Here is a 951-nt window from a genome sequence, read left to right as displayed (position 1 = left end):
CGTTCAGCCAGCCCCATGCCGACCAGGTGGAGAAGCCGGTCTGCCAGCGGTGGTGGACGCCGGCGTGGCTGGTGCCGAAGACCTCGATGCGGCCGTCGGCGTTGTTGCCCGCGCCGATCTCGGTGCCTCCGCCGCCGAAGTTCTCCCAGTCGGCGTAGGGGGCGTTGGGGCCGGTCTGCCAGGTGTGGCCGGCGGTGGTGGCGTTGATGGCGAAGACCTCGACGCGGCCGTCGACGGAGCGGGCGGTGGTGAGTTCGGCGTCGGTGATGCCGCCGGTGCCCGTCCAGGCCGACCACGAGGTGGGGCCGGTCTGCCAGCGGTGGAAGACGCCGGTGGAGTTGGAGGCGAACACTTCCAGGCGGCCGTCCTGGTTGTGGCTGACCGCGACGTCGTGTCCGCCGCCGCCGAAGCCCTCCCAGGCGGACCAGCCGCCGTTGACCCCGGTCTGGTAGAGGTGTCCGAACGTGGTGTCGGAGAGCGCGAAGACCTCCAGGCGTCCGTCGGGCGCGTTCTCCATCGCCAGTCGGGCGTTGGCCGGTCCGCCGCCGGTGCCCTCCCAGCCGGCCCAGCCGCCGCTCGGCGCGGTCTGCCAGCGGTGGTACACGCCGGTGGAGTTGGAGGCGAAGACCTCGATGCGGCCGTCGGCGTTGGTGCCGGCCGCGAGCCGGTATCCGCCGCCGCCGAAGTTCGCCCAGCCCGACCAGCCGGCGCTCGGCGCGGTCTGCCACATGTGGTCGAAGGTGCTGTCCGACAACGCGAACAGCTCCAGCCGGCCGTCCGCGTTGGACGCGAGTGCCAGCTGCGCGTTCCGCGGCCCGCCCTTGAACTGCCAGGGCGACCAGGCGCCGTTCACCTCGGTCTGCCAGGCGTGGTACACGCCGTCGGCGCCGGCCGCGAAGGCCTCGAGACGGCCGTCCGACGACCGTGCGGAGACCACCCGGCCGGAGGCGT

The 951-nt window shown here is 73.2% G+C and carries 1 protein-coding gene; it reads right to left on the bottom strand.

Annotation, left to right across the window (positions count from 1 at the left end; genetic code table 11):
- Positions 1-951 (bottom strand): PLL family lectin (locus OO54_RS40895; RefSeq protein ID WP_033212816.1); only part of this gene is annotated, 951 nt, incomplete at both ends.

It is taken from the genome of Streptomyces wedmorensis (assembly GCF_000716445.1).
GTDB classification, from domain to species: domain Bacteria; phylum Actinomycetota; class Actinomycetes; order Streptomycetales; family Streptomycetaceae; genus Streptomyces; species Streptomyces wedmorensis.
Note: the sequence above shows the minus strand (reverse complement) of the source record. Positions and strands in the feature narration are given on the sequence as shown.